This is a genomic window from Inquilinus limosus MP06 (assembly GCF_000767795.1).
Taxonomy (GTDB): Bacteria; Pseudomonadota; Alphaproteobacteria; order DSM-16000; family Inquilinaceae; genus Inquilinus; species Inquilinus limosus_E.
Window position 1 is genome coordinate 1 of record NZ_JANX01000242.1, and the last position, 8,774, is coordinate 8,774.

The 8,774-nt window shown below is 70.3% G+C and carries 9 protein-coding genes and 1 tRNA gene; 6 read left to right on the plus strand and 4 right to left on the minus strand.

The genetic code is table 11. The features are described from left to right. Positions 1-70 precede the first annotated feature (70 nt). Together P409_RS18430 and P409_RS18435 are read left to right on the plus strand one after the other, a co-directional pair. On the plus strand, positions 71-469 hold the full coding sequence (locus P409_RS18430; RefSeq protein WP_034840996.1) for a VOC family protein: 399 nt from the start codon (positions 71-73) through the stop codon (positions 467-469). Between the two features lie 85 nt (positions 470-554). Continuing rightward, the gene (locus tag P409_RS18435) at positions 555-1,595 is read left to right on the plus strand and encodes a WD40 repeat domain-containing protein (RefSeq protein ID WP_034840999.1); all 1,041 of its coding nucleotides are present in this window, start codon (positions 555-557) and stop codon (positions 1,593-1,595) included. 63 nt (positions 1,596-1,658) lie between these two features. Here the strand turns inward: P409_RS18435 and rpoH are convergent, their stop codons facing one another. After that, positions 1,659-2,543, minus strand: a complete 885-nt coding sequence (rpoH, locus tag P409_RS18440; RefSeq protein WP_034841002.1) for an RNA polymerase sigma factor RpoH — start codon at positions 2,541-2,543, stop codon at positions 1,659-1,661. 87 nt (positions 2,544-2,630) lie between these two features. Next, positions 2,631-3,635, minus strand: a complete 1,005-nt coding sequence (locus tag P409_RS18445) for an RluA family pseudouridine synthase (RefSeq protein WP_081991610.1) — start codon at positions 3,633-3,635, stop codon at positions 2,631-2,633. A 29-nt stretch (positions 3,636-3,664) separates the two neighbouring features. Between P409_RS18445 and P409_RS18450 the strand changes: the two genes are divergently transcribed. The 3 genes from P409_RS18450 to P409_RS18460 all read left to right on the plus strand — a co-directional run bounded on the left by P409_RS18450 (position 3,665) and on the right by P409_RS18460 (position 5,161). After that, positions 3,665-3,952, plus strand: coding sequence for a hypothetical protein (locus P409_RS18450; protein WP_152613434.1), 288 nt, complete (start codon positions 3,665-3,667; stop codon positions 3,950-3,952). Between the two features lie 15 nt (positions 3,953-3,967). Then, on the plus strand, positions 3,968-5,011 hold the full coding sequence (locus P409_RS18455; protein ID WP_052120900.1) for a beta-eliminating lyase-related protein: 1,044 nt from the start codon (positions 3,968-3,970) through the stop codon (positions 5,009-5,011). A 74-nt stretch (positions 5,012-5,085) separates the two neighbouring features. Continuing rightward, a tRNA-Glu gene (locus P409_RS18460) sits at positions 5,086-5,161 on the plus strand. 766 nt (positions 5,162-5,927) lie between these two features. Here the strand turns inward: P409_RS18460 and P409_RS18465 are convergent. Both P409_RS18465 and P409_RS18470 read right to left on the minus strand, forming a co-directional pair. Next, entirely contained in the window at positions 5,928-6,566 is a 639-nt protein-coding gene (locus P409_RS18465) for a Crp/Fnr family transcriptional regulator (protein ID WP_034841005.1), read from the minus strand. Between the two features lie 350 nt (positions 6,567-6,916). After that, complete coding sequence (locus tag P409_RS18470) at positions 6,917-7,813, minus strand: LysR substrate-binding domain-containing protein (protein WP_034841010.1); 897 nt, start codon at positions 7,811-7,813, stop codon at positions 6,917-6,919. Positions 7,814-8,112: 299 nt separating this feature from the next. Between P409_RS18470 and P409_RS18475 the strand changes: the two genes are divergently transcribed. Next, on the plus strand, positions 8,113-8,774 hold a 662-nt coding region (locus tag P409_RS18475), incomplete at its 3' end, for a hypothetical protein (RefSeq protein WP_034841014.1).

The following is an 8,774-nucleotide window of genomic DNA, read 5'->3' on the forward strand; positions in this document are numbered from 1 at the left end:
GCGGGACTGCCCGCTTTGCGCCGCGGGCGTGCCGTTGCAGGATCGGGCCGGCTGAACGAAAGGGAACGCGATGGCGCATCAGCATATCGGCGCGGTGGCCGTGGTGGTCCGCGACTATGACGAGGCCAAGACCTGGTACACCGGCGTGCTCGGTTTCGACCTGGTCGAGGACACGCCGATGGGCGGCGGCAAGCGCTGGCTGCTGGTGGCGCCGCCCGGCGGGGGCGGCCCGAACCTGCTGCTGGCCCGCGCCGCGACGCCGGAGCAGGAGAGCCGGATCGGCGACCAGACCGGCGGCCGCGTCTTCCTGTTCCTGCACACCGACGATTTCCGGCGCGACCATGCGGCGATGACCGCACGCGGCGTGGTGTTCCGCGAGACCCCGCGCGAGGAGGCCTACGGCACCGTCGCCGTGTTCGAAGATCTGTACGGCAATCTCTGGGATCTCCTCGAACTGAAGCCCCGGTAGCCGGATCGCCTTCCGTCCTTCACGAAATCGCCCGGATTCCGCGGCAGGATCGGCGGTGATGGGGCGAGAGGATCGGGGGACTCTCATGCGAGGCTGGCAGCGTGTGGCGGCGGTGGGGCTGGCGGCCGCGGCGATCGCCGGCGGCATCTATGCCTGGGGTGAGGGGGCGCTCCTGCCCTGCGGGCCGGTGGACCGCGTGCTGCACACCAGCGCCTGCCGCATCGTCGCGGTGCTGGACGACCAGGATCTCGCCGTGCTGAGTCCGGCGCCGGACGGCACGCTGCTCGGGGTGGTGCGGCAGCCGGGGCTGGGGCGGGAGGCCACGCGCCCGCAGGAGCTGCTGCGGATCGACCCCGCCACCGGGACGGTGCGGTCGCGCATTCCCCTGCCGGACGTGCCGAAGGATGCGAGCTGGTTGGGACTCGCGGTCTCGCCCTCGGGCAGTCTCGTCGCCGGCGGGTTCTTCGAGGGGCCGATCCAGGTCATCGACAGCCGGACCGGCGCCACCATCTCCCGCATCCGGCGCGGCGCGGCCGGGCTGGCCTTCGTCACCGACGACCGGATCATGATCGACATGGGGTGGGGCAGCTTCTGGGAAGGCCCCGGCAAGACGGCGGTGCTTTCAGTCGCCGATGGCGGCGAGGTCGCGACGGTGCCGGCTCCCGGGTCGCTGCGCGCCGCCGGCGTGTCCTCCGCCGTCTCGCCCGACGGCGAGATGGCGGCGGAGCATGTCGAGACCCGCGGCGATAGCGGCGTGATCGCGATCCGCCTGGCCGACAACCGGCAGCGCAGCGTGTCCGGCCGGCTTCTGGTCGGGGCGCTGTCGACCTGGCGGAACAACGGCTCGCATCTGATTCCGCTGCTCGCCTTCAGCCCGGACGGGCGGTCCCTGGCGGCCAGCTTCGACGACCCCGACGTCTGGGGCAAGGAGACGGCGGCCCTGTTCATCTGGGATGTCACCGACGGGCGGTTGCTGCGCCGGATCCCGACCCGGTCGCAGTGGCGGAACCTGGTGTGGGGCGCGGATTCGCGAAGCCTGATGGCCACCCGCTACACGCCGGATACCTATACCGGGGCGGTGAAGACCGGTGTGTCGGAGCTGGCGCGGATCGATCTCGATAACTGAGCCGCACAAACGAAAACGGCCGGAGCGGGGCTCCGGCCGTTCTCTTCAATCCGAACCTGCGGGTCAGTGGGCCAGCTTGGCCTCGACCGCGGCGTTGCGGATCGCTTTCTGCAGCTTCTCGAAGGCCCGCACCTCGATCTGGCGCACACGCTCGCGGCTGATGCCGTATTCCTGGCTCAGATCCTCCAGCGTGGTCGGCTCGTCGCGCAGCCGGCGCTCGGTCAGGATGCGGCGCTCGCGGTCGTTCAGGCCGGACATCGCGTCCTTCAGCAGCTTCTGGCGCTTGCCGAGCTCCTGCCGGTCCGCCAGCATCACCTCCTGGCTGTCGCGCTCGTCGACCAGCCAGTCCTGCCACTCGCCCTCGCCGTCGACGCGCAGCGGCGCGTTCAGCGAATGGTCCGGCGCGGCCAGCCGGCGGTTCATCGAGATCACGTCCTGCTCCGGCACCGACAGCTCGGTGGCGATCTTGGTCACCGTCTCCGGCTTCAGGTCGCCATCCTCGATCGCCTGCAGCTGGCCCTTCAGCTTGCGCAGGTTGAAGAACAGCTTCTTCTGCGCCGCGGTGGTGCCCATCTTCACCAGGGACCAGCTGTGCAGGATGTATTCCTGGATGGCGGCGCGGATCCACCACATGGCGTAGGTGGCCAGGCGGAAGCCGCGGTCCGGGTCGAACCGCTTCACCGCCTGCATCATGCCGACATTGCCCTCGGAGATCAGCTCCGAGATCGGCAGGCCGTAGCCGCGATAGCCCATGGCGATCTTCGCGACCAGCCGCAGATGGCTCGTCACCAGCCGATGCGCCGATTCGGTGTCGCCATGCTCCCGCCACGCCTTGGCGAGCATGAACTCCTCCTGCGGTTCCAGCATCGGGAACTGACGGATTTCCTGCAGGTACCGGCTCAGGTTGGATTCAGCGCCCAGGACGGGCAGGGTCGACGCGTTTGCCATGATATCTTGCTCCCTCTCCGGCGCCCTTTCCCCTGGGGGTGGGCGCCCTCCGGACTCATCATCCGGACCGATGCATAATACCCGACTTCAGTACTCGGGTATACGGTCTTCCCCCGCGAGGGAGACAAGCAAATGTCGCATGTCTCCCGGAAGGGGCCTCGTGAATTCGAGTTCACGTTGGTCCGCCGGATGGCGGAAGCGCAGTTTTGCCGCATGCAGCGCCTGCCGCGGGAAGCTGCGCGCCGTCTCATTGCCAATAGCCGAGCGCGGGCGTCGGCCATAAACCGGGTCGCCGATCAGCGGGTGCCCGATCGAGGTCATGTGGACCCGGATCTGGTGGGTCCGCCCGGTGTCCAGCTTGCAGGTGACCAGGCTGGCCTCGGCACCGGCCGGGCGCAGCACCCGGTAGTGGGTCCGCGCCGGCTTGCCTCCAGCCTTAACGACGGCCATGCGCTGCCGGTTCCGCGGGTCGCGGCCGATCGCGCCCTCGACCGTTCCGGCCGAGGGGTTCGGCCGGCCCCAGACCAGGGCCAGATAGGTGCGCGACAGGGTGCGGTCCGCGAACTGGGCCGACAGCGCCTTGTGGGCCGCGTCGGTCTTGGCCACCACCATCAGCCCGCTGGTCTCCTTGTCCAGCCGGTGGACGATGCCCGGGCGGGCGACGCCGCCAATGCCGGACAGCTGCGCGCCGCAATGGGCGAGCAGGGCGTTGACCAGGGTGCCATCGGGATTGCCTGCCGCGGGGTGGACCACCAGCCCGGCCGGCTTGTCGATGACGATCAAATGGGGATCCTCGTACACGATATCAAGCCCGATCGCCTGCGGCTCCGGCTCCGCCGGCACCGGCGGCGGCACGCGGATTTCGAAGCGCTGGCCGGGTTTGACCTTGGTCGAGGCGTCTTCTACTGTCCGCTCGCCCTCCCGCACGCAGCCCGCGGCGATCAGCGCCTGCAGCCGCGACCTCGACAGGTCCGGCACCGCGTCGGCCAGGGCGCGGTCCAGCCGCTGTCCGGCGGCGTCCGGGCCGATGGTGACGGGAATGGTCCCGTCCGGGAATAGGGGTGAGGCGGGTGCGTCTGGAAGCTGGGTCATTGCGGGCGGTGAAGATAACCGTTTGGGCGATGCTTGTGGTCATCATCGTGCTCACCGCCGTCGTTCTCGGGGAATTGGGCCGCCGGCTCTTCGCCTCCGGCTCCTCCGCCCAGGCACCCGCCGTCTCCGCTCCCGCCACGACGCCGGCGACCACCGCCGCGCCGTCCACGCTGCCCGCCGGCAGCCGTATCCTCAGCATCACCACCACGGGCGATCGCGCAGTGATCCTGGTCACACTGCCCGGCGGCGGGCAGGAGGTGCGCAGCATCGACCCGCGCACCGGCGCCGCCGCGACCCTCCTCACCACCACCCCATAACCGGAAGCCCTCGGCATGACAGACGTGATCAACCTGGCCAGCGACAACGTCGCCGGCGCCGCGCCCGAGATCCTGGCGGCCATCGCCAGCGCCGCCGGGGGGCGCCAGCCCTCCTATGGCAGCGACGAGGTCACCGCCCGGCTGCAGGACCGGCTGTCCGAGGTGTTCGAGCGCCGCGTCGCCGCCTTCCCGGTGCCGACCGGCACGGCGGCCAACGCCCTGGCCCTGGCCACCTTCACCCCGCCCTGGGGCGCGGTGGTGTGCCATCGTGAGGCGCATGTCGCGGTCGATGAATGCGGCGCGCCGGAATTCTACACCCACGGCGCCAAGCTGCTTCTGGCCGACGGCGCCCATGGCAAGCTGACACCGCAGGCCGTGGCCGCCGCCGTCCCGGAGTGGCGCGGCGACGTCCATCGCAGCCAGCCGGCGATGCTCAGCCTGTCGCAGGCCACCGAATCCGGCACGGTCTACAGCCCGGCCGAGGTCGGCGCGCTGGCCGAGGTCGCGCGGGGCCACGGCCTGGCGGTGCACATGGACGGCTCGCGCTTCGCCAACGCGCTGGCGGGGCAGGGCTGCTCCCCGGCGGAGCTGACCTGGAAGGCCGGCGTCGACGTTCTGTCCTTCGGCGGCACCAAGAACGGCTGCGTGATGGCCGAGGCGGTGGTGTTCTTCGACCCGGACAAGGCGGCGGATTTCGCCTTCCGCCGAAAGCGTGCCGGCCACCTCCTGTCGAAGATGCGGTTCGTCTCGGCCCAGCTCGAAGCCTATCTGGCCGACGGGCTGTGGCTGCGCCTGGCGCGCAACGCCAACGACCGGGCGCGGCAACTGGCCGAGGGGCTGCAGGCGCTGCCGGGGGTGGAGCTGCTGCACCCGGTCGAGGCGAACGAGGTGTTCGTGCGGCTGCCCGCGGCGCTGGCCGAGGGGCTGGCGCGGCAAGGCGTGCTGGCCGCCCATTGGGAAGGCGAGATCTGGCGCTTCGTCGGCGCCTTCGACATCGACGCAGCCACGATCGAGACGGTGCTGCAGCGCGCGCGGCGCTGCGTTGCGGCGGCCGTCTGATCAGGCTGTCAAAAAACCGACGGAAATGTCTTGCGTCGGCGCGCGGGCTCCCCTATATCCGGGCCCGCGCCTCAGTCCCCTTCGTCTAGAGGCCTAGGACACCGCCCTCTCACGGCGGTAACAGGGGTTCGAATCCCCTAGGGGACGCCACTTCGGCACAAAACTAAGTACCTCCGGCGCCGCCGGGTCCGTGTTGACCGCGGTGGCGAGTGTGCGCAGCAGTGCGCTCTTAGAGCCTGTAATTCGGATCTCCCGTCCGTCGATAATATCGACGCGCTGTGCCAGCGCGCGGAGATCGCGCCGGAAGGTCCCGTCTCCAGTCCGCAGCTTGCGCTTCGCGGCCTGGGCAAATTTCCGCAGGGTCTCCGGTGTGATCGTGGCGCCGACTCCGTCGACGAGGGAGGAAACGCGGTCCGCGTCGGCCCGCGCTTGATCACGGATCGCGGCCAATTCCGCCAGCCGGCCCTTCAATGCCGGATCGCTCAGATCGGCGATGCCGCCTTCGATCGCCTGATAGAGCCGCTTCAGCCTCGCCTCTGTTTCCGTTGTTCGCTTGCGCAACTCGGCAACATGGCCGCGGCGACGCTCGATCCATTCCTCGCGCCGTTCCAAAAGGTGACTCAGGATCTCGTGGAGCCGGCCTGGGTCGAGCAGCCGCCATTCCAGATGATCGACGACCACGTGGTCGAGCTTGGGGCAGGGGCTGGATCGTCCTCTTTGCGGGCATCCGAAGCCTGTTCAGGCCTATTCGAACCGAATGCTGGCGGGCGCCTGAAGCGGACACGGGGCGGCAACACCCGGCGGCCTCATGCAGGCGACGTCGGCCACGCCGGATCGGCGATCAATGCCATCGTCCGGCATCGCCGGATCGCCCGCCCGGAGCTGATTCGGGTTGTCTGCTTGTGCAGACTCCTCATCAAGACTCCTCAGTCTCGGCGATGTCGGCCAGTGTCTCGCGATCCCGGACCATCAGGCAGCTTCCCTCGCGGGCCAGGATACCCTCGCCGATCCAGCGATTGATCTGGACATTGACCTTCGACCGGCTGGCGCCGATCAGCAGACCCAGGTCGCGCTGTGACAGCCGGCGCGGCAGCCGCAGGGCGCGGCCCGGCGTGGTCCGGCCCGATGGCGTCTGGCTAGCCTCGGTCTCGGCCAGGGTCAGGAGCAGCCGGGCCAGCCGGGCCGGCAGGTTCAGCAGTGCTACGCCCTCCAGCTGATCGCTGGTCCGGCGCAGCCGGGTGGTCAGCAGCTCCATCATCTGCAGGCAGGCCTCGGGCGACTGCTTCAGCATCCGCCGCAGGTCGCGCCCGTCGACGATCTGCAGCCGGCATTCGCCCAGCGCCACCGCGTCGGCACTGCGGCCCCGGCCGTCCAGGGCCGAGACCTCGCCGAACATCTCGCCGGCCTGCAGGATGCCGAGCAGGATCTCCCGCCCCTGGCGCGAGATCAGGCGCAGCGCCACGCGGCCGGACTGGATGATCAGGATGCTGTCGCCGGGGTCGCCGCGCAGGAAGATGGTGTCGCCGTCGTCGTAGCGCCGCTCGATCAGCCGCATGGGAAGGGCGTCCTGGATGGCTGGCAGGCCGCCGGCCGAAGGGCGCGCGCCGCCTGAGGGTCGGGCCGAGGCCCATGACATGACATAGTTCACGGTCAGCTCCAGAGATGGCGACCGCTGCCGCGATCCGGGGCGCAGGCTCCGCACAGCCTGCGCCCCGGCGCTCCCGGCCGGCGGTCCTCGGGGTCCGGCTGAGACTGGGTCTCGGCCCTCCGTCGGAGGGCTCGGCTGCGGTGGCATTCGCCTTGCCGCACCGGCGCTCCGTGATGCTGGAATTGTCCGCAACCGGGTGGGCCGGCTCAATACACCAGAATTGAGGTATCGTCGGACGACGCCTGGTCAGCTGCCGTTCAGCCGCCGCACTCCGCCTTCAGCCAGCCGACGAACTGCCGCACCGGCTCCCAGTCGGCCAGGGCGGGCAGGGTGACGGCATAGTGGTTCCAGTTGGTCGGGGTCTCGTCGTCCAGCAGGCGCAGCAGGCGGCCGCTGCGCAGGTCGTCCTCGACCAGCGTCCGGCGGGCGATGGCGACGCCCAGGCCATTCACGGCAGCCTCCAGCGCCAGCAACGTGCCGGTCAGGTTCATGCCGTCATTGACCGCGTCAGGCGGCAGGCCGTGGGTCTCGAACCAGTGCTGCCAATGGGCGCCACTCTGGTCGTCGCGGGCGGTGGTGTCGATCAGCCGGGCCAAGCGCAGGAGATCGGCCGGCGCCGCCACCGGCCCGTGGCTCGCCAGATAGCCCGGGCTGGCGACCGGGAAGATCGCGTCGGCCATCAGCCGCTCGACACGCAGGTTCGGATAGGCGCCGCCGCCGAAGCGCAGGGCAATGTCGACCGCCCGTTGCGAGAGGTCGGCCAGCGCCAGGTCGGCGATGATGTCGATGTCGACCTCGGGATGCAGCGCGCGGAACCGGTGCAGTCGTGGCGCCAGCCAGCGCACGGCGTGCGACGGGATCACGCTGACCCGCAGCCGCGGCCGGCTCCGCCGGTCGACCCCGGCCACGGTGCGGCGGATCTCCTGCAGCGCCCGGCCCATGCCGGCGGCCAGCCCCTCACCCTCGGCGGTCAGCTCGACCCGGCGGACATGCCGCACCAGCAGGGCCACGCCGAGTTCGGCCTCGAGATCGGACACCCGGTGGCTGACGGCGCTGGCGGTGACCGCCAGCTCCTCGCCTGCACGCTTGAAGCTGCCGAGCCGGGCCACGGCCTCGAAGGCGCGCAGGGATTCGAGCGGCGGCAGCCGTCTCATAGGCGGTGTTCCGGTCGGATAGCGAGCATCGCCAGCCCCATGGATGAGCCCGCCTCACGCATTGATGTGGAAATGATCGCTTGTCCGGCACCGCGTGCCAAGTCATAGCGGTCTATGGCGGGACCGGTCTGCATGGAGGATGCCGCGGGCCGGGACCGACCCTATGGGCTTCGCTTTGCCCCGGATGTGACGAGCGTAACATAGGCGTCGGGTCCCACGCGCGATGATGCGCAAACCGGGATGCCGATACCGGCACCACTCCAGGCGCAGTCCGACGGCGCCGCAACCCGACGGAGCTGATGGTCGACCAGACATCTTCGATTGCTGTCCCGGCCTTGCCGTCCGGCGGATGCCGGCTGCGGACGGACCCACGCATCCCGCCGACCGCCCTGCCGGGCGAGCGCGAGGTCGGCCGGCTCGTCGGCGGGGTCTATGACGCAGCGCTGGGAGAGGAGGCGTGGCCGATCGTGCTGCAGCGGATGCTGCGGCTGCTCGGCGGCGAATCAACGGCGCTGCACCCGACGCTCTCGCCCTCTCTGCGGGACGGGTCGGTACGGGTCGGCTGCGACCCCGATTTCACGCCGCTCTACAACGACTACTACCACCGGATCATTCCGCTCGCGCCGCTGGCGCCCCGGCTGCGTCGCGCCTGCGTGTTCATGGGCGGCGCGGCGATGGCGGAGGACGCATTCCTGCGCAGCGAGTTCTACAACGACTATGTGCGGCCCCAAGGCAAGCGCAGTTTCATGTTCTGGATCGACGCCGACAGCCGTGGGCTGCGTTCGCACCTCTCCTTCTGGCGGTCGCGCCGGCGGGCCGACTGGGCGGAACCTGAGCTGCGGGTGCTGGGCGCGGTCGGGACCCATCTCGGCCGAGCGCTGGAGATCCAGCGCCGCCTCGCCGAAGCCGCGCAGCGGCCGACCGCCGCGGTCGACCGCTGCCTGCTGGCGCCGCAGGAGCG

Bases quoted from the DNA above. Each gene is read 5' to 3' on its own strand.
- rpoH (WP_034841002.1), bottom strand. From the start codon at position 2,543: ATGGCAAACGCGTCGACCCTGCCCGTCCTGGGCGCTGAATCCAACCTG.
- P409_RS18465 (WP_034841005.1), bottom strand. From the start codon at position 6,566: ATGCGGCTGATCGAGCGGCGCTACGACGACGGCGACACCATCTTCCTG.
- P409_RS18445 (WP_081991610.1), bottom strand. From the start codon at position 3,635: ATGACCCAGCTTCCAGACGCACCCGCCTCACCCCTATTCCCGGACGGG.
- P409_RS18470 (WP_034841010.1), bottom strand. From the start codon at position 7,813: ATGAGACGGCTGCCGCCGCTCGAATCCCTGCGCGCCTTCGAGGCCGTG.
- P409_RS18450 (WP_152613434.1), top strand. From the start codon at position 3,665: ATGCTTGTGGTCATCATCGTGCTCACCGCCGTCGTTCTCGGGGAATTG.
- P409_RS18435 (WP_034840999.1), top strand. From the start codon at position 555: ATGCGAGGCTGGCAGCGTGTGGCGGCGGTGGGGCTGGCGGCCGCGGCG.
- P409_RS18430 (WP_034840996.1), top strand. From the start codon at position 71: ATGGCGCATCAGCATATCGGCGCGGTGGCCGTGGTGGTCCGCGACTAT.
- P409_RS18455 (WP_052120900.1), top strand. From the start codon at position 3,968: ATGACAGACGTGATCAACCTGGCCAGCGACAACGTCGCCGGCGCCGCG.